Genomic DNA, 25,499 nt, shown 5'->3' with positions numbered 1-25,499 from the left:
AGCAAAGTCAAAAACCGATAGATGTCGGGAAGAACCATATCGCCCAGACGTTCCCGATAAAATGAAAGAGCGCCGGCGGCGTGAGGTTTTTATAGCGATGCTTCAGCAGACCCATGACGACTCCGGGGAAAAAGGTGCACAGCGATATGAGCCGCGGCGCCGCGATAAGGTGCAGCGGCGCGAATATAAGATTGGTGACTACGATCGCGGCGTAAGGGCCGAGCTTTTTTTCAAACGTCGGCTGCAGCCATCCGCGGAAAAAAGTTTCTTCGATGACGGCGGCCGCGAGCCCAGACGCTCCGAGGTTCAACGCTTCCCACAGCCCGCGCCTGCGCGGGAGTTCGTCCCACGGCCAATTCACCGCGACGATCGTGAGGAAAGACAAAATTAATGCAGACACGGCGAGTGTCTGCATTATATCGCGCCTATCGAACTCCCAGCGGAGGCCGTAGGCGCCGGGGTCTTCCTTTCTGTACATGCACCAGAGATACGGCCAGTAAAGCAGAAAGGCGCCGGCACAGAACGATATGACAGCGCTCATTTTCCCATCAGATCTTCAGGCAGTCGGTGCACATTCCGTAGAAGAAGATCTCGGTGTGTTCGATCTGAGCGATATCGTTGTTAGCCGCGGTGGCCGTTTTGAATATCGCTTCTTCGTCGACCGGGATATCAAAAAGTTTTCCGCACTTCTGGCAGAGAAAATGGCCGTGCGTCTTTGTATCGGGATCGAAATAGACCCTCTTGTCGTCGATGCTGAGAATCTTGATCAGGCCGGCTTCTTCAAGGAGCTGCGCGGTGCTGTACAGAGTGGCGAGAGACATCGTCGAATAATCTCCTGAAAGCTCTTTGTAGAGAGTTTCGGCGGACGGATGATCTTTTCTTCCCTGAAGCTGCTTTAAGATGGCGATTCGCTGCGCGGTTATTTTAGCGCCTCTTTCCCTCAGTACGGCTATTCCATCGTCAACTGCCCACATTTTTATCCCCCCGCTTCTATCTGCGTGATGATTTTGCAAATCATTATTATTATAGAGCATATCTTTTGATTTGTGTATATTGAAATAATAATAAATGTAAAATGAAAATTCAATTAAGATCGGTTATGCGCTTTGGGCGCGGATAAATCGCTCATGCCGCTATTCTTGCGCCGCCGCGGGCTTTTTTGAGACTGCTTTGACGGGACGACGACTGAACTATGGCATTCTGCGCTTGCAGAGTTGTATAATTTGACGTTATAATGTCCGTTGCGGATAATGGGGTGTAGCCAAGCGGCCCAAGGCATCGGACTTTGACTCCGACATCGATGGTTCGAGTCCATCCACCCCAGCCATTTATTTATGGTGTAGCGTATGCCGGGAGCGCGTCTTTGGAGGGGAGCCTTAAATGAAACAGCAAAAAAAATCCTTCGGGGTACTGGTTTTGGCTGCGGGGAAGGGTACCCGCATGCGCAGCAAAACTCCCAAAGTCCTTCATACGGTGCTCGAAGAGCCCATCCTTTATTATCCGCTGAAGGCCGCGCAGAGCGCTGGTTTTTCAGAGAGCGCCGTCGTCGTGGGCTTCGGCGGAGAAGCCGTCTCATCCTGGCTGGAAAGCGAATTTCCCAAAAGCGAAATAATATGGCAGCGCGAGCAGAAGGGAACCGCCCACGCCGCGAAGCTTGCGCAGCGGTGGTGGAGCTCTTTCGACAACGTGATGATTTTGGCGGGCGACGCCCCGCTTGTCACGCCCGAGACCCTTTCCCTTTTTGCCGCGCGCCACAAGGAAGAAAAAAAAGCGTGCAGCTTCCTGAGCTTCGACCTCGACGACCCGACCGGCTACGGGCGCGTGATTCGTGGACGCGGCGGAGTAAGCGTCGTCGAGCATAAGGACGCGACGGAGGAGCAGCGCGCGATAAAAGAAGTGAACAGCGGCATGTATATCTTCGACAGCGAGGCGCTTGCCTCGGTGATAGATAAGATTTCCCCGCGCAACGCGCAGGGCGAGTATTATCTGCCCGACGCGCTTTCTCTTATAGAAGAAGAGGGCGGCAGTGTGGACGCGATAAAGTCCGACGCGCCGGACGAATTCTTAGGCGTCAACGACCAGCTTCAGCTTGCAAAGGCCGCTTCCGTGATGCGCGACCGCATAGTGAAGTCCCTTATGCTGAACAACGGTATGCATTGCATGGACCCGCGGAGCGTGTGGATCGGCCCTAAGGTAAAGGTAGGGCGCGACGTGACGATCCATCCGTCGGTGCAGCTCTGGGGCGATACCGTCGTTGAGGACGGCGCCTTTATCGGAAGCTTCACCGTGCTTAAGAATTCGACGGTCCGTGCGAATGCGAACCTGAAGGGCTCCGTCAGGCTGAACGATTCGACGGTCGGAGAAAGGGCGTCGGCCGGCCCCTTCGCGTTCATGCGCGAGCACGCCGAGCTTTTGGTTAACGCTCACGTCGGCCGCTTCGTTGAGATAAAGAAGAGCAAGGTCGGCAAAGATTCTAAGGTGCCGCACCTCTCATATATAGGCGACGCCGAGATCGGCGAGAACACGAACATCGGCGCGGGCACGATCACCTGCAACTACGACGGCGAAAAGAAAAATACGACTAAAATAGGGCGGGACTGCTTCGTAGGCAGCGACACGATGTTCGTCGCGCCGGTGACCGTAGGCGACGACGTATCGACGGCGGCGGGCTCCGTGATAACTCAGGACATACCGGACGGAGCTCTCGGCGTAGCGCGCGCGCGCCAGACCAATATAGAGGGCTGGAGCCGCAGGCGCAGGCATAAGATGAACAAATAGCGCAGCTATAAATTTTTATCTTTATCGACTACCTTAAGGGGGAGAAGAAATTGTTCGCAGGAATACGGGAGGTAAAAATTTTTTCCGGAAGAGACAGCAAGAACTTCGCAGAGAGTATCTGCGATAATCTCGGCGTACCCCTTTCCAATGTGAAGACGAAGAGGTTTGCGGACGGCGAGATCGCCGTCTCCATAGAGGAGAGCGTCCGCGGCACGGACGTCTACGTGGTGCAGCCTACCTGTAAGCCGGCAAACGAGCATCTGATGGAGCTGTTGATAATGGTCGACGCGCTGAAGAGGGCGTCGGCTTACAACGTCAATCTGGTGATACCTTATTTCGGCTACGCGAGACAGGACAGAAAGACGAAGGCGCGCGAACCCATCACGGCGAAGCTCGTGGCGAATCTTCTTGAAAAGGCCGGCGCGAGCCGCGTTATAACGGCGGACCTCCACGCCGGACAGATACAGGGCTTCTTCGACATACCGCTCGACCATCTGATGGGCGGCCCGCTCCTCGCCTCCTACTTCCGTAAGAAGCTTTCGAAAGAGATAAAGGACGACCTCCTTACGGTAGTCTCCCCCGACATAGGCGGCGTAGCGCGCGCGAGGACCTTCTCCGGGCATATCGGCCGCGCGGATCTCGCCATCGTCGACAAGCGCCGTTTGCACGAAGTCGCGAACGTGTGCGAGGTGATGGATATCATCGGGGACATCAAAGGCAAGACCTGCATCCTTGTAGACGATATAATCGACACCGCTGGGACGATAGTCAAAGCGGCCGCGGCTCTCAAAGAGAGAGGAGCGGATAAAGTCTACGCCTGCGCGACGCACGGCGTGCTTTCAGATCCGGCGATCGACCGCCTGAAGGGATCCGACATCGAAGAGGTCGTCCTCACCGATACGATACCCATTCCTTCGGAGAAGAAGATCGACAAGATAAAGGTCATGTCGATAGCGCCGCTATTCGCCGAGGCTCTGAGGCGCATCCATTCGGAGCATTCGGTCAGCACTCTGTTCGCAGACAGCGAAAAGAAAGAAACAAAATAGATTAAAGTCGCAAACATTTCTGAGGAGGAAACGCCAATGGCTAAGAATCAGACGCTCAAACTCGACTTCGCGAAGAGGGAAGTCACCGGCACAGGGGCGTGCCGTAAGATCCGCTCGAAGAATCTCATCCCTGTAGTACTTTACGGCCCCGATTACAAGAACGGCCTTCCGGGCACAGTGTCGGCAAAATTCATCACGCCGCTTGCAAACAGCGCGCGCAGGGAGACGACGCTCGTAGAGCTCGCGATCAGCGACGGCACGACCGCTAACGCGCTTATCCGCGACGTGCAGCGCCATCCGCTCACGCGCGCCATCCGCCACATAGACCTTTATCAGGTGCTCAAAGGGCACAAGGTCAAGGTCGAAATTCCCGTCCGCGTCGTCAACGCGGAGCTTTCTAAGGGCGTCAAGGAGGGCGGGCTGCTCGCCCATAAGACCCGCATGCTTCTCGTCGAAGTGCAGCCGAGCGACATCCCCGAAGAGTTCACGGTCGACGCCCAGGACCTGGAAATCGGCTCGGAAATTTTCGTCAAAGACATACGGATACCGGAGGGCGTCACGGTCCTCAGCGACCCCGATACCCTCGTACTGCATATAGCGGCGGTGAGAGCCTTCGAAGAAGAGCCCGCGCCGGAAGAGGCCGAAGAGGAGACGAAGGAAGTCGAAGTCGTCGCCAAGGGCAAGGCAGCGAAGGAAGAGGAATAATATTTTTCTCAAAATCGGAAAAAACCGCGCGCGGCGCCCTGCCGTCACTTTTGACTGTGCCGGGCTGCTGCGCTCTTTTATTTCACGGCGGCGGAGGCCGCGCGGCGGGTGCGGAAAAATGAAGCTGATAGTAGGACTGGGGAATCCGGGATATGAATATGTATGGACGCGCCACAACGCCGGTTGGCTCATCGTGGATTCGTTCGTCGCGCGCCTCGCTCTTCACGAGCCGCAGATAAAGTTCCGCGGCGCATATTGGGGGCCGGCGCTCTGCTTCGACGAAAGGGTCGCGTTCCTCGAGCCTCACACCTACATGAATCTCAGCGGGCTCTCCGTCTCGGAGGCTGTGCGCTACGGTAACATCGAACTTTCCGATCTGCTGATAATCTCCGACGACTCCGCGCTTCCCTTCGGAAGGATACGCATGCGCAAGAGCGGCTCGGCCGGGGGGCAGAACGGGCTGAAATCGATTCTCGGGGCGCTCGGCACCCTCGACGTGCCGCGCCTTAGAATCGGCACGGGCTCGCCGGAGGGAAAAATGGAGATGAAAGAGTGGGTGCTCGGAAAAATTCCGCCGGAACAACGCAGGGAGTGGCACAAAATAGAGGACGCCGCTTGGGAGGCGCTGGGACTCTGGATAAGGGAAGGCATCGACAAGGCCATGACGAAGGCCAACGGTTTTCGCTTAAATGACGGAGAATAAAAAAAACATTTCGGCGGGCGCGCTCGTCGAGCTGGACGAAGAGCTGTGGCTGCGGAACAAGGGCGTCCACGTCGCCTCCAAGGGGGCGATGCGTCCCTGGGTGTGCCGCGGCATAGAGGAGCCTCTGCTCGCGCTGCTGCCCGACGCGCGTCAGGCGCGCGACTTCGCGGCGGACGCGGCGGCGCTCGGCGTGTTTGAGAACGTTAAGGTACTGCCGGAGATAACGCTCGCCGACGACACTTCGAAGAGCGGGGCGCAGCGCTTCGCCCGCGGGGACGCGCTGGAAAATTTCAAATACCGCGGAGGCGTGCTCGCGGCGACGCCGGCGTCCCTGATGGCCCCCTTCTCGACGGGGGCCGACTACCTTGAGCTGGAATGCGGAAAGGAAGCGGGGCGCGACCGCCTCGCCGACTGGCTCGCGCAGAAGGGCTACGAACGCTGCGACCTCGTCTGGACGCCCGGACAGTACGCCGTGCGCGGGAGCGTTGTGGACATCTTCAGCCCTTCGGACGATTATCCGCTCAGAATAGAATTCTTTGACGACGACGTTGAAAATATAAGATTTTTCCTGCCGGAGAGCCAGATGAGCCTCCGCCGGCTGCGCAGATGTTCGGTGCAGAGCCTTGTCTCAAAGAGCGAAAGCAGGCTCGAAAAGTTTTTCCCCGACGATATGAGGGCGCTTCTCTTTGACCCGGCAGCCCTCGACGTGACCGCCGAAAACGCGCTGTGGCTCAGCAGAAGCATAAACGCGCAGAGCGGGGAAGAGCTTCAGTGGCGCGCCTGGAACGACATCCTATCGGTGCTCACCCGCTTCAAAAGGCTTAGAATACTGCCCGACGTAAAGAACTGCATCGCCAGGATGCCTGTTGCGCAGTTTCCGAACTTCAGGGGCAAGCTTAAGAATGTCGAATATTATTGCCTTTCGCTGCTGAAAGAGGGATACAAGATAAATGTCGTATCGGAGACGGCGCGCAACCTCGAATGGGCGCGCGTGAACTCCTTTGGCGCAAAGAGCGGCGTGTTGAGCGAGGGCTTTATCGACGCCGCGTCGAAAACGGCGGTGCTCACCGAGCTTGAGCTTTCCGGAATCACCGTAGCGCGGCGCGGCATAGAAAACAGGGCGCCGTCGGACTGGGGAAGCGGGCTCATGCGCGGCCAGTGGGTCGTCCACGACGACTACGGCGTCGCGCTCTATATGGGCTCCGAGCGAGTCAAAACCTCCGAGGGGGAGCAGGAGTATCTCGTCCTTCAATTCGCCGAGGAGCGGCGCCTTCTTATCCCCGTGATGCAGTTTTACAAAATATCTCCGTGGTCGCCTCTGCCGGGGCAGGAGCCGAAGCCGGATAATCTTAAAACGTCGCACTGGAAGAAAGCCGCTGCGAAGGCGAAGGCAATGGCGGAGCAGGCGGCTGCGGCGCTCGTCAAAATTTACGCCGAGCGCGAGGTGAGCGGCGGCTTCGCCTTTCCGGAAAACGGCGCGATGATGCGCGAGCTCGAAGAGAGCTTCAGCTACAAGGAGACTAAGGACCAGCTGCAGGCGATAGACGACGTCATGCGCGACATGGCGAGCGGCGTCCCGATGGACCGCCTGGTCGTCGGAGACGTCGGCTTCGGCAAGACGGAGATAGCGATCCGCGCGGCCGGTACGGCGGTGTTCGCGGGAAAGCAGACCGCGATCATGACGCCGACGACGCTGCTTGCGCGGCAGCATTTCGAGACCTTCAGCGCACGCTTCGCGAACACCGCGGTGCGAGTCGAGGTCGTTTCGCGCTTCATCGCCGTGAGCAAGCAGAAGAAAATTTTGCAGGAGCTCGCGGAGGGCAAGGTCGACATTCTTATAGGCACGCACAGGCTTCTTGCCGACGATGTAAAATTCAAAGACCTCGGACTCGTGATCGTCGACGAGGAACACCGCTTCGGCGTCATGCACAAGGAGCATATGAAGAAGCTGGCGCCCGGCGTGGATGTGTTGATGCTTTCCGCCACCCCTATACCACGCTCTCTTTCCCTTTCGCTGAGCGGCCTCCGCGACATGTCAGTGCTCGAAACGCCTCCGCAGAGACGCCTGCCGGTCATAACTGTCGTCCGCCCCTTCTCCGAGGAGCTGCTGAAGAGCGCGGTGCTGCGCGAAAAGAACCGCGGCGGGCAGATATTCTACGTGCACAACAGGATAAGCGACCTGCAGGAGCGTGCCGTGATGCTCAAGCGCCTCTTCCCGAAACTCACGATAGCGGTCGCGCACAGCAAAATGGCGGAGGCGTCGCTGGAAAAGACGATGGCGGATTTTTCCGCCGGAAAAGTAGACATGCTCGTCTGCACAACAATCGTCGAAAGCGGGCTCGACATACCCGCCGCGAACACCCTGATCGTCGACGACGCGCAGGAGCTCGGACTTGCGCAGATGTATCAGCTGCGCGGCAGGGTGGGGCGGCGGGAGGACCAGGCTTACGCCTTCCTCTTCTATCCGCCCGAGGCTCATATCTCGGTCGAGTCGAGCGAAAGACTCGAAGCGATAGCCGACCTCGACGAGCTCGGCGCCGGCTACCAGCTCGCGCAGCGCGACCTGCAGATTCGCGGCGGCGGCGACCTTATAGGAATCTCGCAACACGGCAACGCAAGCAAGATAGGTTATCAGAAATATTGCGACCTGCTCGCCGACGAGATAGCGAAGATAAAGGGCAGATACCACGAGCAACTGGCTGTAGAAATATCCTTCCCCGTCTCGATACCGGGCGACTATCTGCCGCAGGAGAATCTGCGCGTCACTTTATACAGGAGGCTGCTTAAGGTCGATTCGGCCGAAGAGGCGACAGCGCTGCGCGAAGAGACGGAGGACCGCTTCGGGAAGATTCCCAACGAGCTCGACTTCCTCTTCAGCCTCGCGGCCATCCGCGGCGCCTCGTACGCCTTAGGCATAACTAAACTGATCTGCAGCCGCTACGAGCTCGTGCTCCAAGGCAGGCCCGACGCGGCTTGGGAAGGGCTGAAGTTCCCCCCGAGGTGGCGCAGGCGGCTCGACGGATTTATCGGCCCCGGCGGCTTCGCCGGAATAAAAGAGGCGGCGCGGACAATAATAGAACAAAACGCGCACCTATCTGATAAAATATTGCAGAGCGGGAGTGATCGCAATGGATAAGGAAAAGGAAACCGCGGAAAAATTTCTTAAGCTCGTCGCGATAATGAAGCGCCTGCGCGAGCCCGGCGGCTGTCCGTGGGACCGCGAGCAGGACTGCATGTCGCTGCGGCGCTACATAGTCGAAGAAGCCTACGAGCTGATAGAGGCCATCGAGGCCGGAAACGTCCCCAATATGTGCGAGGAGTGCGGTGACCTGATGCTTCAGGTGATTTTCGTCTCCCGCGTGGCGGAGGAGCGCGGGGATTTCACGATACGCGACGTAATGGAGCGCCTCGCCGACAAGCTCATAAGGCGCCATCCCCACGTATTCGGCGAAACGAGCGTAAAAAATTCAGAAGACGTCCTGAAAAACTGGGAGCGGATAAAATCTGCTGAACGCAGGGGCAAGGAGGAGGATTCCTCTTATATGGCGGGGATACCGCGCGGGATGCCCGCGCTGCTGCGCGCCTACCGCATACAGGAGCGCGCCGCGAAGCCCGGCTTCGACTGGCCTAAGGGAGAGACGTCCGCCGTGCTTGCGAAGTTGGAGGAGGAGCTTGCCGAACTGAAGGAAGCGATTTCCGGCGGAGATAAAGTGGAGATCGCCGAAGAGCTCGGAGATCTGTTCTTCGCGGCGGTGAATCTTTCGCGGCATCTCGGCGTCGACCCTGAGATAGACCTGCACGCCGCGTGCGAAAAATTTGACAGGCGCTTCCGCGGCGTGGAAAAATCGGTAGAGCAATCGGGGCGCCCGTGGAATGATTTCACACTGGCCGAGCTCGACGAATTCTGGAATAAAGCAAAAACAAACAAATAAAATCGGAGGAGTCATCATGACAACAGAAGAGAAGATCAAAGACGTACTTAAGAGCCAGGTCTCGCCGGCGCTCGCGTCGCACGGCGGCTTCTGCACTTTCGTAAAGTTCGACGAACCTACCGCGACGGCCTACGTTGCGATGGAAGGCGCATGCGGCAGCTGCCCCTTCGCGCTGGAAACGCTTCGCATGATGGTCGAAGAAACGGTAGTTTCGGCCATCCCCGAAGTCAAAGCCGTAGAAAGGGCGTAGCCTTTCTTTTTTGTAATGAAAGAAGGAAGAGAATCGGCGGAAAATCTCTTATCGCTGACCGACGCTTCCGTCGTGAAGTTGCTCGCCGAGCACGAGGAGATCCTCCGCCTTGTGGAACAGAGCTTCCCCGTCAAGGTCTACGCGCGGGGCAGCTCTCTCTCCATAAAGGGCGGCGACGAAGGACTCGTCGCGAAAATAGAGAATCTTCTCATGCAGTTCGCCGAGCTGTCGCTTTCCGGACATAAGCTGAACAGCGCCGAGGTGCGCTACGGGCTCCACAGCATCCGCAGCGGTGGGAGCGTCGACCTGCGCTCGCTCTACAACGACGTCGTCTGCGTCAGCAACAGGGGCAAGGCGATACGCCCCTATACGAGCGGGCAGAAGGAATATATCAGAGCGATACGCGACAACGACATAACTTTTGGGATCGGCCCGGCGGGGACCGGCAAGACGTATCTCGCGGCCGCGCTGGCCGTCGCGTCGCTCAAGTCGGCTAAAATAAGCAGAATCATACTCGTGCGCCCCGTCGTCGAGGCGGGCGAGCGCCTCGGCTATCTTCCGGGCGATATGAACGAGAAGGTGGCGCCTTACCTCCGCCCTCTTTACGACGCGTTCTACGATCTGCTCCCGGCGGAGCGCTTCGACCGCTACTTTGAGAAGGGCGTGATAGAGCTCGCGCCTCTCGCCTATATGCGCGGGCGTACGCTCAACGACAGCTTCATCATCCTAGACGAAGCGCAGAACACCACGCCGGAGCAGATGAAGATGTTCCTGACGCGCCTGGGCTTCGGCTCAAAGGCCGTCGTTACGGGCGATATAACGCAGGTTGATCTGCCCGGGACGAAGGAATCGGGACTAAAGGTCGTGCAGGATATTTTGAAGGATATCCCGGGCGTCGAGTTCATAAGGCTCGGCGACGACGACGTCGTACGGCACGAGATAGTTCAGAGGATCGTGAGGGCTTATGAAGACTATGACAGGCGAAGAGCGGAAAAACAAGCTGAAAGATGACATAAAGGTTTTTGTCGCGAAGCTCGCCTTTCTGCGCGAAAAGAGGCAGCTTATAATTTTCTGCGCCATCCTGCTCGTCGTGGCCGCGCTGCTCGTCAGTATCAACTGGTATTTGTTCGACAGGCTGGAAAATTATCAGATAGGCATGCCTTCGAAGCGCGTCTATCTGGCCTTGACATCCGCGCGCTACGAGGACCGCGCAGCGACTCTTGAGCTACGGCAGCGCGCCGCGTCGCGAATCATCGACGTGATGGTGCAGGATGAAAAAATAGCGTCGGAGGTCTCGCGCCGTCTCGAACTCCTTAAGGACGGCTCCTACCAGCAGCTCTTCAACGAGCCGCTGCTGCGCATATTCGGCAAGCAGAGCGAGGAGTCGCGGAAGGCCATAGTCGGCAGCGCGGTGGAAATCGGGCGCAAGGTCCAAAATCAGTCCACGGACAGAGAACAGCAGACCGCCCTTATCTGGAAATATCTCAAAGAATCCGCGCTCACTCAGTCGGAGCGCAATATCGCGTTCCAAATGCTCGACGTCGTCCTCAACCCGTCGCTGCAGTCCGACGGCGAAATGGTGCAGAAGCTGCGCGAGGACGTCGCTTCTCAGATACCTTCGGTCATAAAGGAGATACACACCGGCTCCGTACTCGTTCAGAAAGGGCAGGTCGTCACTCCGTCGCTCGCTAAGCTGCTCGCGTCGCAGGGCTACCCCGACGCGGCCTTCCCGTGGAAACATCTCATCTTCATCCTCGGCGTCATCGCCGTATGGAGCTTTTGGCCCGTATGGATCGCGGGAGGGCTGCGCGAGAAGCTCTCTCTGCGCGAATGGGTCTACATCGCGGTCGTCATCTCGGTAGTATGGACGCTTGAGGTCGTCTTCGCGCGCTTCGGCGGCTACTCGATGGCCGTGCTCGGCCTGACGGGTTGGCTCTGTCTCACCCTGCCCGTTTCGCTCTCCTTCCACGTCATCTTCGGCGGAGGAGTCGTCAGCGTAATCATCGCCTACGGGACGAACCCGGGAATCGTATGTCTCGGCTGCATCCTTGCGGCCGTTTCGGCGAGCGTGGGAAGGGTCCTCTTCATCGACCCGCCGAACCATCGAATCACGATATGGCGCAACCTCTTCTTTCTCGGCCTCTGCCTCGGCGCCGCTTCGATAGGCATACACTGGGGGCTCGGCCTCTATTTCAATTACAACCTCATCCTTGCGACGATACTCTTCAGCGCGGTCTGGGGGACCATCGTCATCGCGCTGCTGCCGCTCTGGGAAAATATCTTCGATATACTTTCGCCGCTGCGTCTGCTCGAGCTCAGCCACCCGTCGCAGCCGCTCATCAAGCGCCTGCAGATGGAGGCGCCGGGAACTTATAATCACGTGCTGATGGTCGCGACGCTCGCCGAAGCGGCGGCGGACAGGCTGCACATGAACGATCTGCTAGTGCGCGCCGGGGCCTATTACCACGACATAGGCAAGCTGAAGAACCCGCAGTACTTCGTCGAGAATCAGCGCCCTGGCAAAAACATCCACGACAGGCTGCCGCCGACGCTTTCCGGCAGCCTGCTCATATCACACGTCCGAGAGGGGCTGGAGATAGCGCAGCAGACGAACCTGCCGAAGGCGCTGCGGTGCTTCATCAGCGAGCATCACGGCACGACGCTGCAGAGATATTTCTATGAGAAGGCGAAGGCCCTCGGCGAAAACGTGACGGAAGAGCAGTTCCGCTATCCAGGGCCGCGCCCTCAGTCGCGCGAGACGGCCCTCGTGATGCTCGCGGACTCCGTCGAAGCCGCCGTCAAAGGGCGCAACAAGCCCTTCGCGGACGGCAAGGAGCTTTCTGATTTCATCATTCAGGTGATACGCAGCAAGGTCGAAGCTCAGCAGCTCAACGACGTCGATTTTACCATGAGGGAGATGTCCTTGGTAGCCGAAGCGTTCATGGAGGTGCTTCGTTCGACCTACCATTCGCGCGAGGTGAAAAACATCGAGGAGATAATAAAGGAAGCGAAGCTGAAGCGCGGCGAACAGGTCGACGACGTTACGGCGCGGGACATGGGAGCAGCGCTGCTTCAGAGCGGCGACGGCGAAGAGGAAAAAGAAAAAAAGGAAGAGGACAAATGAAATGAAGGCGGTCATAAGATGCGGGCTTTCCTGTGAGGCTTGCGCGTTGTCAGAAGAGAAGCTTCAAAGGCTTGAAAAAATATTTTCCGAATATCTCGAAGGAAAAAAGCTTCTGCCCGAAGCCGTTGTGGAGTGCGAAATTTCGCTCGTCCTCGCGAACGCCGATAAGATGGCGGAGATGAACGCGGAATACCGCAAGACGTCGGGACCTACCGACGTGCTCTCCTTTCCGATGTGGGAGGATGGGCGGGGGGGGTTCGCGCCTCCCGAGGGCTGGGCTTCGCTTCCGCTCGGCGATATAATCGTCTGTCCGGAGATAGTTGCGAAGAACGCGGAGGAAAACGAAAAAAGTGCGGAGAGCGAGACGGCGCTCGTCATCTGCCACGGCTTCCTGCACCTTCTCGGCTTCGACCACGCTGACGACGGGGAGCGCGAGGCGATGTGGAGGGCGCAGGACTCTCTCGTCGCGCGCTTTCTGGAGGAAGAGGTGCGCGAGAATGGCGCCTAAAGCCGCGGTCGGCGCGGCCGACGCGAAAAAACTCCTCGAAAAGGCCGCCGAGGCAAGGAAAATGGCCTACGCGCCCTATTCAAAATTTCGCGTGGGAGCCGCTCTTCTCTTCGAAAACGGAGAGACCGTCTGCGGCTGCAACGTCGAGAACGCAAGCTACAGCCTTTCTATCTGCGCCGAGCGCAGCGCTATGGCCGCGGCGGTCATAAAGGGGCTGACGAAGCCCGTAGCGCTCGCCGTCGCGGGGGAGGACGGGATGTTCTGTCCGCCGTGCGGCGCGTGCCGGCAGTTCTTAGCCGAGTTCAATCCGCATATGTCCGTGATACTCGAGGATGGCGGCGAGCCGAAAATTTACCCGCTGAAAGAGCTGCTGCCATTTTCCTTTTCGCTTGACGACGCGCGCGGAGGGGCGCATGATGGGCGCGGAAAGTGATTTCCGCTGCGGCTTCGCGGCGCTGCTCGGACGTCCGAATGTCGGCAAATCGTCGATAATAAACGCGCTGCTCAAGGAAAAAGTCGCGGCCGTTTCGCCGAAGCCTCAGACGACGCGCAACGCGGTGCGCTGCATCTACACAACGGCGTCCGAGCAGATCGTCTTCGTAGACACGCCAGGCATCCACGCGCCGAAGCACGCGCTCGGCGGCTTCATGTTGAAAGAGGCCGAAGAGGCTCTTTTGTCCGTCGACGTCGTCTGCTACGTCGTCGAAGCGCAGGACAGGGCCGTCGGCGAGAAGGACGGGATCATTTTAAAGATGCTTGCGTCGCTTTCCCGCCCCGTCGTTCTGGCGGTCAACAAAATCGACAAGCTCGCGAGGGCGGAAGATTATAAAAAGGCGGTCGCCCTTTACGAAAAATTCATAAAGCCCGCCGCCGTCGCGCCGCTCTCTGCGAACAAAGGCAGGGGGCTCGAAGAGCTCGCCGCCGCGATAAGCGCGCTGCTGCCGCGGCAGCCGGCGATATATCCGGAAGATATGCTGATGGATTCGACCGAGCGCTTCCTGGCCTCCGAGGTCATACGCGAAAAGATCCTCCGTCACACCGACGAGGAAGTCCCGCACAGCGTCGCGGTGCTGATCGACGAATTCAAAAGCCCGGATGAGCATCCCGGGGAAAAGCTCTGTACGATTCGCGCGACGGTGATAGTAGAGCGTCCCGGGCAGAAGGGAATCATCATCGGAAAGAACGGGACGATGCTGAAGCAGATAGGCAGTGAGGCGCGCAGGGAGCTCGAGGAGCGCCTCGGCTATAAGCTCTTCCTTCAGCTCTGGGTCAAGGTAAAACCTGGCTGGCGCAAGTCTCCCGAAGAGCTGCGCCGCCTCGGGTACCGCAGTTGATCCCCGCGCATCTGCCTCAGGGTTATTACACAAAGACGGGGACTGTCCTTCTGCGCAAAGATTCGGCGAAAGAGGGGCAGTCCATTTTGATATTCATGCGGGAGCTCGGGCCGCGCTGGGCGGGGGCGCCGCGCGCGAACGCGAAGAACCGCTTCGGCGGCGCCACCGAGCCGCTGACGTGGGCGCGCTACTCCCTATATCAGAGCCCGACAAAACTATATCTTCAGGACGCCGAGGTCAGGGAGGATTTTTTGACGCTGCGCGAAAGCGGCGGTACGCTGCTATGCGCGATGCGGCTCTATAAGCTGACCGCGAGGGAGGCTCCGACCGGCTGCGAGAACGACGCGCTCCTGCGCGCTTTGTGGAGCGCGCTCGTGCAGCTGCGCGAAAAATGCCCCCCGGCGGCCGTCGAGTTCCGCTACACTTGGAAGTTTTTGAATCTGATGGGGCTCGCGCCCTCTTACGATATATGCGCCTCCTGCGGGACGCGCCTCTCAGGCCGCGGAGTCATGACGAAGGAGGGGGTCTTCTGCGCCTCTTGCGCGAAAAACGGCGGGCTGAGTATGGACGCCGCCGAGCTTGCGGAACTTCGCGCGGCCGCGCTGCTGCCGCACGAGAAATTTCTTCTCTGGTCGAAGGAGCCTCGCAAAAACGAGAATTTTCTCAAGAATATCAAATTACTTTCGCCATATTTCGCCAATATGAGATAAAATAGCAAATTATTGAGAAAAGGCAGCACCGACCAAAGGAGGCAAAGTGCGTGAACTTTCAGGAATTAATAATGCGTCTTGAACATTTCTGGGCTTCCCAGGGCTGCGTGATTCAGCAGCCCTATGACATAGAGGTCGGCGCCGGTACGATGAACCCGGCGACCACCCTGCGCGTCCTCGGCCCCGAGCCGTGGCGCGTGGCCTACGTAGAGCCGTCAAGAAGGCCGACGGACGGGAGATACGGGGAGAACCCGAACAGGCTTCAGCACTACTACCAGTATCAGGTCATCATACAGCCGGCTCCGGAGGACATTCAGGAATTGTACATAGAAAGCCTGAAGGTGCTCGGGATAGACCCAGCGGAGCACGATATCCGCTTCGTCGAGGACGACTGGGAAAACCCTACGACGGGTGCCTGGGGGCTCGGCTGGGAGGTCTGGCTCGACGGCATGGAGATCACGCAGTTCACGTATTTCCAGCAGATGGGCTCGATGGACATGGATGTCGTTCCTTCAGAGCTTACCTACGGACTTGAGAGAATCGCGATGTTCGTGCAGAAGGTCGACAACGTCTACGACCTCGAATGGGTCGGAGACGTCAAATACGGTGACGTCCACCACAAGGGCGAGGTAGAGCATTCGACCTACAACTTTGAGATCGCCGACACGGAGATGCTCTTCAGCCTCTTCAACAAATACGAGGCGGAGTCGAAGCGCGTGCTCGAAGCCGGGCTCGTGCTGCCGGCCTACGATTACGTTTTGAAGTGCTCGCACTCCTTCAACCTGCTCGACGCGAGAAACGCGATAAGCGTCACGGAGAGGACCGGCTATATAGGCAGAGTCAGGACCCTGGCGGCGGCGTGCTGCCAGGCCTACGTGAAGCAGCGCGAAGAAATGGGGCATCCGCTCATGGGAAAATTCGACGAATACGAAAAGGGGGGCGCGAAATAATGGCAGACCTTCTCTTTGAAATAGGAACGGAAGAGATACCGGCGCGCTTTATGCCGAAGGCTTTGGCCGACCTTGCCGCGTTCGCGGAGGAGGAGTTCGCCGCAGCCCACATCCCGCATGGAGGGGTAAAGGCGCAGTGCACGCCGCGCCGCCTAGTGCTGACGGCCGTCGACCTGGCCGAAAGGCAGGAGGACGCCGTGGAGACCTTCAAGGGCCCGGCGAAAGCCGCCGCCTTCGACGCGGAAGGCAACCCCACGAAAGCCGCGCAGGGCTTTGCGCGCGGCAAGGGCGTCGACGTATCCGAGCTGAAGATACAGGAGATAGGAAACGTAGAATATGTCGTCGCGGAGAAGCGCACCGCCGGCGAAGCGACGATGTCGCTGCTTCCGGAGATACTCGAAAGGCTCATGCGCCGCCTCTCCTTCCCAAAGAGCATGTACTGGGCCGATAAAAACGTCCGCTTCGCGCGCCCCGTGCGCTGGATAGTCGCGCTTTACGGAGACAAAGTCGTCGGCGTCGAATTCGGCGGCGTAAAGAGCGGAAACCTCTCCCGCGGGCACAGGTTCATGGGAAGCTGTTCCGTACTCATAAAAGACGCCGCTTCTTACGCCTCGGCGATGCGCGAAAACTCCGTCATCACGGATCCCGAAGAGCGCAAGTCGATGATACTCGCCGGAATCGCCGAAATAGAAAAGGAGCTCGGCGCGAAGGTCACGGTAGATCCCGAACTGCTCGAAGAGAACGTTCACTTGAACGAATATCCCATCCCCTTCTACGGCGGCTTCGACAGGGAATTCCTCGAAATACCGGAGGAAGTCCTTATCCTTTCGATGGCGAAGAACCAGCGCTACTTCCCCGTTCACGACGCGAAGGGGCGTCTGATGGCGAACTTCATCGGCGTCAGCAACAACTGCGCGAAAGATATGAACGTCGTGCGCGAAGGCAACGAAAGAGTTCTGCGCGCGCGCCTCTACGACGCGGCCTTCTTCTGGAAGGAAGACCAGCAGAAGTCGCTGGACGAGCGCGCCGAAGAGCTTAAAAACGTTACCTATCAGGAGCAGCTCGGCTCCGTTTACGATAAGGTGCAGCGCATAAAGAAGATAACGCTGAAGCTCGCCGACGACCTCGGCAGCGACGTCGACCGCGCGGTGCTCTCGCGCGCCTGCGACCTTGCGAAGGCCGACCTCGTCACGAACATGGTCTACGAATTCTCAGACGTTCAGGGCGTGATGGGGCGCGAATACGCGCGCAAGGCCGGCGAGCCCGAAGAAGTAGCCCTCGCCCTCTACGAGCAGTATCTGCCGAGATTCGCCGGCGACGAGCTACCTTCGCGTATATCGGGAGCTCTGCTCGGCATAGGCGAGCGCCTCGACACGCTCGCCGCGATATACAAGATAGGGCTCGAACCGACCTCGTCCCAGGACCCCTACGGGCTTCGCCGCGCGGCGAGGACGATCAACGAGCTCCTCTGGGGGCTCTCTTTGGACGTGGATATGGACGAAGCTTTGGAGATGGCCGCGTCGCAGCTTGAGCTCGCGCCGGAGCGCCTGGAGAAATTAAAGGCCTTCGTCGCGCAGCGCCAGCAGGTCCAGCTCCGCGAAAAGGGAGAGAGCCACGAGGCCGTCGCGCTCGCGATGCAGACCGTGCCGAATAGGCCGCTTCAGATGTTCCGCCTCTCCGAGGTGCTTACTAAGGCCAGCGGCGAAGAGTGGTTCGCCGAACTCGTCACTGCCGCGGTGCGCGTGAAGAATCTCCTTTCGAAAGCCGAAGAGGAGCCCGGCGCTGTAGACGCCTCGAAGCTCTCGGCGGACGCCGAGAAAGAATTATATGGGGAGCTCGGCAAACTGACCGCCGCAGCGAAGAGCGCCATTGCCGGCTGCGACTGGGAGAAGCTCGCCGCGACGATGGCGGAGCTGGCCCCCGTCATAGCGCAATTCTTCAACGACGTCCTCGTCATGGACAAGGACCCGCAGATCCGCGCGAACCGCCTGGCCCTGCTCGGGGAATGTCAGAATTTCTTCATGCATATAGGAGACTTCAGCATACTTAAATAGCAGCGGAGGGATTTACAATTACGGCGGCCGCCGTGCGAACTCAGTGCAGCGAAGCGGCCGCCGCGGCAAGATTCTTGCCGCGATTAACGCGTGTGGCGTTGCGGCAATTGAGTAGGAGGATAAAGTAATGCGGACAACAAAAAAGTACATCTATGACTTCTGCGAGGGCAGCGCCGATATGAGGACGCTGCTCGGCGGAAAGGGAGCCAATCTGGCTGAGATGTCGAGAATAGGGCTCCCGGTGCCTCCGGGTTTCATCATAACGACGGAAGCGTGTCACAAATACTGGGAGGAAAAGGATTTTATAGCGAGCATATGGGAGGACGTCCAGGCGGCCGTCGCCAGAGTGGAGAAACTCGCCGGGAAGAAGTTCGGCGCCTCCGTAGACCCGCTGCTCGTTTCGGTGCGCTCCGGCGCCCCCGTATCGATGCCCGGCATGATGGATACGATACTGAACCTCGGACTCAACGACGATACGGTCGCAGCTCTCGCGAAATCCGCCGGCGACGAAAGATTCGCCTACGACAGCTATCGCCGCTTCATCCAGATGTTCTCCGACGTCGTCTTGGGCGTGGACATAGTTAAGTTTGAAGAACGCCTCGCGAAGGCGAGGGAAAACGCCGGAGTGAAGGCCGACTATCAGATTCCCGCCGGCGAACTCAAGAAGCTCGTGGCCGACTACAAAGAGATCGTCAAAGAGGCCGGCCGCGAATTCCCGACGGATCCGTGGAAGCAGCTCCGCCTCGCGATCGACGCGGTCTTCCGCAGCTGGAACACGCCGCGCGCCATCACCTACCGCAAGATAAACAAGATTCCCGAAGAGTACGGTACGGCCGTCAACGTCGTCACGATGGTCTTTGGAAACCTCGGAGACGACTGCGGCACCGGCGTCTGCTTCACGAGAAGCCCGTCGACCGGAGAAAACAAGCTCTTCGGCGAATACCTCATCAACGCTCAGGGCGAAGACGTCGTCGCCGGCATACGCACGCCAGTGCCCATCGCGGCGCTTGAAAAGGACATGCCGGAGGTCTACCGCGAATTCCACCGCATCGCGAAGCTCCTTGAGAAACACTACCGCGACGCCCAGGATATAGAATTCACGGTGGAGCGCGGCAAGCTCTACATACTGCAGACGCGCAACGGCAAGCGCACCGCCGCGGCCGCCGTCCGCGTCGCCGTCGAAATGCTGCACGAGGGCCTCATCGACGAAGCGACGGCGGTATCGCGCGTTTCGCCGGAGCAGGTTGAGCAGCTGCTGCACCCGCAGATCGACGCCAAGGCGAAGCACGATGTGCTCGTCAAGGGGCTCCCCGCGTCGCCCGGCGCGGCGGTCGGCAGGGTCGTCTTCGACGCCGACGAAGCGGCCGAGCGCGGCGGCAAGGGCGAAGCGGTCGTCCTCGTCCGTCCGGAGACAACGCCGGACGACATCCACGGGCTTTTTGCGTCGCAGGGCGTCCTCACGAGCCACGGCGGAATGACCAGCCATGCGGCGGTCGTCGCCCGCGGCCTCGGCAAGCCGTGCGTCTCCGGCGCCGAAGCGGTGAAGATCGACCTCGCGGCCGAAACATTCACCGTAGGCGACGTAACGGTGAAGAAGGACGACATCCTCACGCTCGACGGAAGCAGCGGCGAAGTCATCCTCGGCAAGATGGCGCTGATGGAGCCGAAGTTCGACGAAAACTTCCGCGAGCTGCTCGCGACGGCCGACAAGATAGCGAAGCTCCATGTGTGGGCGAACGCGGACACGCCGGAAGACGCGAAGCGCGCGCGCGACTTTGGAGCGAAGGGCATCGGCCTCTGCCGCACAGAGCATATGTTCATGGCGGCGGAGCGCATCCCGGTAATGGAAGCGATGGTCGTCGCGACGACGAAGGAAGAGCGCGTGGCTCAGCTCGATAAGCTCGAAAAAATGCAGGAGGAGGACTTCTTGGGAATATTCGAGGCGATGCAGGGCCTGCCTGTGACGATCCGCCTCCTTGACCCGCCTCTCCACGAATTCCTGCCGAAGATACCGGAGCTGGAAAAGGCGCTTGCGAAGCGCGACCCGAACGGCGCTGAGGCGAAGAAGATAAGCGCGACGATGGCCCGCGCGCGCGAGCTGCACGAGCAGAACCCGATGCTCGGCTTCCGCGGCTGCCGCCTGGGCATGATCTACCCAGAGATTTACGAGATGCAGGCGCGCGCGATATTCAACGCCGCGTGCAAGCTGACTAAGAGGGGACTGCGTATAATCCCCGACATTATGATCCCGCTCGTCGGGACGGAGTTCGAGATGAAGGCGATGCGCGAACTCGTCGACGGCGTCGGAGCGAAGATCATCGAAGAGAGCGGCGTGAAGCTCGAATATCTGGTCGGAACGATGATAGAGCTGCCGCGCGCGGCGTTGGTCGCGGACCAGCTCGCGAAATACGCGCAGTTCTTCAGCTGCGGCACGAACGACCTCACTCAGACGACCTTCGGCTATTCGCGCGACGACGCGGAGGGAAAATTCCTCGCAGAATACGTCCAGATGGGCGTATTCAAAGAAAACCCCTTCGCGCAGCTTGACCGCGACGGCGTCGGCGCCCTGATGGAGATAGCCGCGGCCAAGGGGCGTTCCGTGCGCCCCGACATCAAGCTTGGGATCTGCGGCGAACACGGCGGCAACCCGTCGAGCATCGCCTTCTGCAACAAGCTCGGCCTCAACTACGTGAGCTGCTCCCCCTTCCGCGTCCCGGTAGCAAGGCTTTCGGCCGCGCTCGCGGCGCTCGGAGCGATCAAATAAGCGCTTTAAACGGCTGACGAAAATATAATACAAGGGCCGCGTCCTTTTCGGGCGCGGCCTTTCAATTACCGTTGCGTCCGCCTGCTTTGGCTGTCATAATATGGGCGGGAAAAATGAAAAATTACGGAGAAGGAAAGATGACGATACGCGAACGCTGGGAAGAAATAGAAAGACGAATACTTTCGCCGCAGGCGTGCCTCTCCGCCGAGAGCCGCGGGCGCGAAAGGACAGAAGAGCCCTGCGCGGTGCGCACCTGCTTCCAGCGTGACCGCGACAGGATAATCCACTGCAAATCGTTCCGCCGGCTGAAATATAAGACGCAGGTGCTGCTGCTGCCAGAAGGCGACCACTACAGGACGCGGCTTACTCACACGCTTGAAGTCTCGCAGATAGCGCGCACCGTTGCGCGCGCGCTGCGCCTCAACGAAGACCTCACCGAGGCGATAGCGCTCGGACACGACCTCGGACACACGCCCTTCGGCCACATGGGCGAAAAGGTCCTCAACGAGCTCGCGAAAAAACATGGGCTTGCGGGCTTTCATCACGCGGCTCAGAGCCTGCGCGTCGTCGATAGGCTGGAGAAGGACGGACGTGGGCTCAACCTGAGCTGGGAAGTCCGCATGGGCATACTGCAGCATTCGAAGGGACAGGTCGACGTGCGCTCCGGCTACGGGCTGGCGAACCCCTCGACGATGGAGGCGTGGGTCGTGCGAGTCTCCGATTCCCTTGCCTACCTCAATCACGACATAGACGACGCGCTGCGCGCCGGCCTTATCGACAGAGACGCGCTTGCGCCCGAGATGGAGGAAATCATTTCGATTCCGAATTCCCAAAGAATCAACGACATGATAATCGACGTGATAGCGAACAGCGGCGCGCGCGAAATAAAATTCAGCGATAAGATGCTAGCCTACATAGAAAGGCTGCGCGGTTTTTTATACCGTCACGTCTACGCGCGCGCCAACGCGCAGATAGAAGATTCGCGCGTCGAGCACGTGCTCACGGCCCTTTTTGAAGAGCGCCTCAAAACTAACGGCGGCTCGCCGCAGGAGGCTGTAGACATGATATCCGGCATGACGGACCGCTACGCGCTGCACTTCTTTCAGGAGAGGTTCGTCCCCAGCCCCTGGCCGATACCGAAGGCCCGCTGAACGCCGCGATAGCGCGGCCGGCCTGCGGCAAAAAATATTAAAATATTATTCGATGAGCTTATACTTTTTCAGCAGCTGCTGATACTTCGCTTCCATCTCGCTCATCTGGCTTGGATCTTTCTTATATGGGTCGGCCGTTGCGCTCGGAAGCTTCACCGGCTCGTTTAGCGAGGGCTTCTTCTGCGGAAGCGGCACCGTTTCCGCCTCTGCCGGCGCTCCACCGTCCGAAGACATCGGCTTCGACTTTGGCTGCAGCCTCATCGCATACCTTTCTGCGGATATCTCGTCGTCCACCGGCGCGAGCAACAGAACGGGGGCGTTTTCGTCTGAGTGCGCCTCCAGGCTCGAGCCGCCGTGCCAGGGGCACGTCGCCGAAGGCGCCTGACCCTGCGGCAAAAGAAGCGTTACCGTCTGGCAGCCCGGCGCTGCGAGAAAGCCCGTTTTGCGGCAGACGCTCACAGCCTCCACCTCCGCGTCGGCAGGGACGGAGAAGGTCGCTGGCAAATTCATCTTAGCGACGGCGTAGGAAACGAACTCCCTCCACACAGGCAGAGCCGCCACCGAACCAGTCGAGCGTCCGCCGAGCGGCTTGTGGTCGTCATTGCCGACGTAGACTACGGCGACGAGCCCGGGCACGCCTCCGACGAACCACGCGTCGGTGTAATCGTTCGTCGTCCCCGTCTTGCCGAAGGTTTCATAGCCGTCTATCTTAGCGCGCGTCCCAGTTCCCCACGCCGTGACCTGCTGAAGCATCGAACGCACCTCTACCGCCGTCGTCGAAGAAATTTCGCTCTCCATGCTCGGTCCGTTCTGTTCGAGCGAGTCGCCGTTGCGCGAAAGGACCTCTCTGACGGAGTAAGGCTTCACGCGATAGCCGTTGTTTGCGAAGGCCGAGTAGGCGACGAGCAGCTCGAGCGGCGTCAGGCTCGCCGAGCCGAGCGCAAGCGACAGATCGTCGGGCAGATAGGGCGTCGTGATGCCGAGGCGACGCGCGATCCCCGCCACGCGCTCTATGCCGTCGATTTGCGCGAGGCGCACCGCGGAGGTGTTGATAGACTTAGCGAGCGCCGTCATCAAAGTGACCTCTCCGTCGTACTTGTTCGACGAGTAATTAGTCGGCGACCAACCGTTTGAAAATTCGAGAGGCGCGTCGAGGATGTGATCGATTCCGCGATAGCCCTGCTCGATCGCGGCGGCGTAGACGAACGGTTTAAAAGCGGAGCCCGGCTGTCTGTACGCTTGAGTCGCGCGGTTGAACTTGCTCTTGTTGAAATCGCGCCCGCCTACGAGCGCGATGATCTCCCCCGTGTTCGGATCGATGGCCGCGAGCGCGCCCTCGTGCGGCATCTTTGAAACGATCTCCTCGGCCTTTCGCTGAATGTCGAGGTCGATCGTCGTATGAATCTTCAGCCCCCCTCGGTAAATTTTATCCGTGCCGTAGACCGGCAGCAGCTGATTGAAAAGAATGTACGAAACGAAATAAGGAGCTCCGTCGAGAGAAAGCGAACTCGTCTCCCTGTTCCTACGCTTCACGAGCGCCGGCTTTTTATCTATCAGCCTCTTGTAATCCTCGTTGGATATCCAGTCGAGGTCGAGCATCCTGCGCATAACGTAAGCCTTGCGCACATGCGAATTCTTTGCGTGCCTGAAAGGCGAATACTTTTCAGGTGCGGCGACCAGCCCTGCAAGAACTGCCGATTCGTCTATCCCGAGCTCCTTAGGCTGCTTCCCAAAATAAGTTTTCGCCGCCGCCTCTATACCGTAGGCGCCGTGCCCCATATAAATGGTATTCAAATACATCTCAAGAAGCTGGTCCTTGGTGTAGATGCGCTCCAGCCTCAGGGCGAGCACAGCCTCCTTGGCCTTCCTTATAATAGTCTTCTCGCTCGACAGGAAAAGATTCCTTGCGAGCTGCTGCGTGATAGTGCTCGCGCCCTGCTTCGCGCCTCTGTGAAAAATATCGACGAGCCCGGCGCGGATGACGGCGACCGGCCTTATGCCGGAATGCTCGTAGAAAGAGCTGTCTTCGGCGGCCAAGATGGCCTTCACCATCCACGGAGAGACCGCGTCGAGCTTCACCCACGTCCTGTTTTCCTGGAAAAGCTGCGTAATCACCTTTCCGTTTCTGTCGTAGAGAGTCGTGGCGAGGCTCGGCTGATGATCCAGCATATCCTGGTAAGAGGGAAGCGAAGAGGTGACGTCCTTCAGAAAAAATATCATCGCGACCGCGCCGGCCGCGCAAAGCAGCACAGCAAGGAGCAGAAGGGAGGAGAAGAACGAAAGGATAAAGGGCCTTTTCTTTGGCTTATGTTCTATAGAAAAATCGGTGTCTTGACGGGCAGTTGAAGACATAGTCAAAAAATACCTCCGGCAAATACCTTCTATCAGCGCATTATATCATAAAGCGTCGGCAAACAAAGAAAGCTGAGGTCAACAAAAAAACGGGCTGGAATCAAAAATCGGGGGTTGCTTTTTTGAGGAAAGCGTAATACAATACCTTTTGTCGTCGATACGAGACATTTTTTGAGAAATATCAACGACCGAACCATGTCAATAGAATACGGTGTATAAGAGATAAAAGAATTACCAAGTTAATTCCAGCGAATGAGATGTCAGCATCAAACGGAGAGTTTGATCCTGGCTCAGGACGAACGCTGGCGGCGCGCCTAACACATGCAAGTCGAACGGGGATCATGTAGAAGCTTGCTTAGACATGATTTTAGTGGCGGACGGGTGAGTAACGCGTGAGGACTTGTCAGTTACAGGGGGACAACGGATGGAAACGTCAGCTAATACCCCATAAGCCGAGAGGTAAAAGGAGCGATCCGGTAACAGAGAGACTCGCGTTCCATCAGCTAGTTGGAGGGGTAAAGGCCCTCCAAGGCGAAGACGGATAGCCGGACTGAGAGGTTGACCGGCCACATTGGAACTGAGAGACGGTCCAGACTCCTACGGGAGGCAGCAGTGGGGAATATTGGGCAATGGGGGAAACCCTGACCCAGCGACGCCGCGTGGGTGAAGAAATCCTTCGGGATGTAAAGCCCTGTTTTGCGGGAAGAAGCGAGTGACGGTACCGCAAGAGAAAGCCACGGCAAACTACGTGCCAGCAGCCGCGGTAATACGTAGGTGGCAAGCGTTGTCCGGAATTACTGGGCGTGAAGCGCACGCAGGCTGATAATCAAGTCGGCTGTAAAAGGCAGAGGCTCAACCTTTGCATCACAGTTGAAACTGATAATCTAGAGTATGTGAGAGGGAAGCGGAATTCCCGGTGTAGCGGTGAAATGCGTAGATATCGGGAGGAACACCGGTGGCGAAGGCGGCTTCCTGGCACAAGACTGACGCTCATGTGCGAAAGCCAGGGCAGCGAACGGGATTAGATACCCCGGTAGTCCTGGCCGTAAACGATGGACACTGGGTGTGGGGTAAGCAGTTACTCCGTGCCGCAGCTAACGCGATAAGTGTCCCGCCTGGGGACTACGGTCGCAAGACT

20 protein-coding genes, 1 tRNA gene and 1 rRNA gene are annotated in these 25,499 nt (G+C 58.6%); 19 read left to right on the top strand and 3 right to left on the bottom strand.

Translation table 11 applies throughout. The annotated features are described in order from the left end of the window. Positions 1 to 7 precede the first annotated feature (7 nt). Both mrtS and EH55_RS12175 read right to left on the bottom strand, forming a co-directional pair. Complete coding sequence (gene mrtS / locus EH55_RS12180) at positions 8 to 541, bottom strand: Synerg-CTERM system glutamic-type intramembrane protease MrtS (protein WP_037978306.1); 534 nt, start codon at positions 539 to 541, stop codon at positions 8 to 10. Between the two features lie 7 nt (positions 542 to 548). Further along, positions 549 to 974, bottom strand: coding sequence for a Fur family transcriptional regulator (locus tag EH55_RS12175; RefSeq protein ID WP_037978301.1), 426 nt, complete (start codon positions 972 to 974; stop codon positions 549 to 551). 277 nt (positions 975 to 1,251) lie between these two features. Between EH55_RS12175 and EH55_RS12170 the strand changes: the two genes are divergently transcribed. From EH55_RS12170 to EH55_RS12085, 18 genes are all read left to right on the top strand, one after another. Then, positions 1,252 to 1,327, top strand: a tRNA-Gln gene (locus tag EH55_RS12170). A gap of 53 nt (positions 1,328 to 1,380) precedes the next feature. Further along, positions 1,381 to 2,778, top strand: a complete 1,398-nt coding sequence (glmU, locus tag EH55_RS12165; RefSeq protein WP_037978299.1) for a bifunctional UDP-N-acetylglucosamine diphosphorylase/glucosamine-1-phosphate N-acetyltransferase GlmU — start codon at positions 1,381 to 1,383, stop codon at positions 2,776 to 2,778. Positions 2,779 to 2,828: 50 nt separating this feature from the next. Then, positions 2,829 to 3,824, top strand: a complete 996-nt coding sequence (locus tag EH55_RS12160) for a ribose-phosphate diphosphokinase (RefSeq protein WP_037978297.1) — start codon at positions 2,829 to 2,831, stop codon at positions 3,822 to 3,824. 36 nt (positions 3,825 to 3,860) lie between these two features. After that, positions 3,861 to 4,529: a 50S ribosomal protein L25 gene (locus EH55_RS12155; protein ID WP_037978296.1), complete on the top strand. Its 669-nt coding sequence runs from the start codon at positions 3,861 to 3,863 to the stop codon at positions 4,527 to 4,529. Between the two features lie 118 nt (positions 4,530 to 4,647). Beyond that, the gene (gene pth / locus EH55_RS12150) at positions 4,648 to 5,232 is read left to right on the top strand and encodes an aminoacyl-tRNA hydrolase (RefSeq protein WP_037978292.1); all 585 of its coding nucleotides are present in this window, start codon (positions 4,648 to 4,650) and stop codon (positions 5,230 to 5,232) included. After that, positions 5,219 to 8,368: a transcription-repair coupling factor gene (gene mfd, locus EH55_RS12145; protein ID WP_051682891.1), complete on the top strand. Its 3,150-nt coding sequence runs from the start codon at positions 5,219 to 5,221 to the stop codon at positions 8,366 to 8,368. Before pth ends, mfd begins: the two co-directional genes overlap by 14 nt. Next, positions 8,361 to 9,164 (top strand): nucleoside triphosphate pyrophosphohydrolase, encoded by an 804-nt coding sequence (gene mazG / locus EH55_RS12140; protein WP_037978283.1) that lies wholly within the window; start codon positions 8,361 to 8,363, stop codon positions 9,162 to 9,164. The genes mfd and mazG overlap by 8 nt, the downstream gene beginning before the upstream one ends. Positions 9,165 to 9,180: 16 nt before the next feature. Next, positions 9,181 to 9,414, top strand: coding sequence for a NifU family protein (locus EH55_RS12135; RefSeq protein ID WP_037978280.1), 234 nt, complete (start codon positions 9,181 to 9,183; stop codon positions 9,412 to 9,414). Between the two features lie 15 nt (positions 9,415 to 9,429). Continuing rightward, on the top strand, positions 9,430 to 10,425 hold the full coding sequence (locus EH55_RS12130; RefSeq protein ID WP_037978279.1) for a PhoH family protein: 996 nt from the start codon (positions 9,430 to 9,432) through the stop codon (positions 10,423 to 10,425). Then, positions 10,379 to 12,538, top strand: a complete 2,160-nt coding sequence (locus EH55_RS12125) for an HD family phosphohydrolase (protein WP_037978278.1) — start codon at positions 10,379 to 10,381, stop codon at positions 12,536 to 12,538. The genes EH55_RS12130 and EH55_RS12125 overlap by 47 nt, the downstream gene beginning before the upstream one ends. 1 nt (position 12,539) lies before the next feature. Further along, positions 12,540 to 13,046 (top strand): rRNA maturation RNase YbeY, encoded by a 507-nt coding sequence (gene ybeY / locus EH55_RS12120; protein ID WP_051682890.1) that lies wholly within the window; start codon positions 12,540 to 12,542, stop codon positions 13,044 to 13,046. Then, on the top strand, positions 13,036 to 13,479 hold the full coding sequence (locus EH55_RS12115) for a cytidine deaminase (protein ID WP_037978276.1): 444 nt from the start codon (positions 13,036 to 13,038) through the stop codon (positions 13,477 to 13,479). The genes ybeY and EH55_RS12115 overlap by 11 nt, the downstream gene beginning before the upstream one ends. Then, positions 13,463 to 14,380, top strand: coding sequence for a GTPase Era (gene era, locus EH55_RS12110; RefSeq protein ID WP_037978273.1), 918 nt, complete (start codon positions 13,463 to 13,465; stop codon positions 14,378 to 14,380). The genes EH55_RS12115 and era overlap by 17 nt, the downstream gene beginning before the upstream one ends. Beyond that, complete coding sequence (recO, locus tag EH55_RS12105) at positions 14,377 to 15,090, top strand: DNA repair protein RecO (RefSeq protein ID WP_037978270.1); 714 nt, start codon at positions 14,377 to 14,379, stop codon at positions 15,088 to 15,090. Before era ends, recO begins: the two co-directional genes overlap by 4 nt. 50 nt (positions 15,091 to 15,140) lie before the next feature. Further along, positions 15,141 to 16,040: a glycine--tRNA ligase subunit alpha gene (gene glyQ / locus EH55_RS12100; RefSeq protein ID WP_037978268.1), complete on the top strand. Its 900-nt coding sequence runs from the start codon at positions 15,141 to 15,143 to the stop codon at positions 16,038 to 16,040. After that, entirely contained in the window at positions 16,040 to 18,094 is a 2,055-nt protein-coding gene (gene glyS / locus EH55_RS12095; RefSeq protein ID WP_037978265.1) for a glycine--tRNA ligase subunit beta, read from the top strand. The genes glyQ and glyS overlap by 1 nt, the downstream gene beginning before the upstream one ends. Positions 18,095 to 18,221: 127 nt before the next feature. Continuing rightward, the gene (gene ppdK / locus EH55_RS12090; RefSeq protein WP_037978263.1) at positions 18,222 to 20,858 is read left to right on the top strand and encodes a pyruvate, phosphate dikinase; all 2,637 of its coding nucleotides are present in this window, start codon (positions 18,222 to 18,224) and stop codon (positions 20,856 to 20,858) included. A gap of 113 nt (positions 20,859 to 20,971) precedes the next feature. Then, positions 20,972 to 22,009 (top strand): deoxyguanosinetriphosphate triphosphohydrolase, encoded by a 1,038-nt coding sequence (locus EH55_RS12085; protein ID WP_328286391.1) that lies wholly within the window; start codon positions 20,972 to 20,974, stop codon positions 22,007 to 22,009. 45 nt (positions 22,010 to 22,054) lie between these two features. On the opposite strand, the gene EH55_RS12080 is transcribed toward EH55_RS12085, so the two are convergent. After that, on the bottom strand, positions 22,055 to 24,361 hold the full coding sequence (locus tag EH55_RS12080; protein WP_051682889.1) for a transglycosylase domain-containing protein: 2,307 nt from the start codon (positions 24,359 to 24,361) through the stop codon (positions 22,055 to 22,057). A gap of 267 nt (positions 24,362 to 24,628) precedes the next feature. On the opposite strand from EH55_RS12080, the gene EH55_RS12075 reads away from it, so the two are divergent. After that, positions 24,629 to 25,499 (top strand): 16S ribosomal RNA (locus EH55_RS12075); the annotation flags it as partial.

Source organism: Synergistes jonesii (assembly GCF_000712295.1).
GTDB classification, from domain to species: Bacteria; Synergistota; Synergistia; order Synergistales; family Synergistaceae; genus Synergistes; species Synergistes jonesii.
Note: the sequence above shows the minus strand (reverse complement) of the source record. Positions and strands in the feature narration are given on the sequence as shown.